At 41.4% G+C, this 503-nt stretch carries 1 protein-coding gene and 1 pseudogene; both read right to left on the bottom strand.

Annotated features, from left to right (window positions below):
• Positions 1-317, bottom strand: a pseudogene (locus AB5935_RS26110) (hypothetical protein); the annotation flags it as partial.
• A 3-nt stretch (positions 318-320) separates the two neighbouring features.
• A partial coding sequence (locus AB5935_RS26115; protein ID WP_368327886.1) for a DUF4138 domain-containing protein occupies positions 321-503 on the bottom strand: 183 nt, incomplete at its 5' end.

Consider the following 503-nt stretch of genomic DNA (forward strand, 5'->3'; position numbering starts at 1 on the left):
AGATTCCCGTAATGGTTACGTCCTCTGATTAAACAAGGTTTGTATGCGACTCCAATTCCCCATGTCCGATAGTTGTTCCAAAATGAATCAGGACAGATATGACCACATGAAGCACATTCGTCCCATTTAATATAGCCGTTGATGAAATACTCCCAAGCGTTATGGTGACGTGTTTCATGTTCCCATGCGATGGTAGCATCCAGCCCACGTTCATAAAGTGCACCAACTCCCAAGGATAAACGGTCACTGTGACTTTGTGCAAATGAAGAAATGGTACAACTGAGTACCATTATCAATGATAAGATGATTTTCTTCATGGCTTATTCCTCCATCATTAGACATGAGTTGAAAGAGTCCGCATACAGCACATCTTCATAATCGATGTCAAGGCTGATGGTTCGGCCACTGATTTGTTTCTCAGAAAGTTCAATAGTTAGGACTTTGTCATTGGGGAAGGTCATCTTCTTCAGAACTATGACATTTCTGTATCCATGCTTGAAACT

Origin of the sequence: Phocaeicola sp. RTP21198st1_B8_RTP21198_201120, assembly GCF_040929485.1 — a bacterium.
GTDB lineage: Bacteria > Bacteroidota > Bacteroidia > Bacteroidales > Bacteroidaceae > Phocaeicola > Phocaeicola dorei.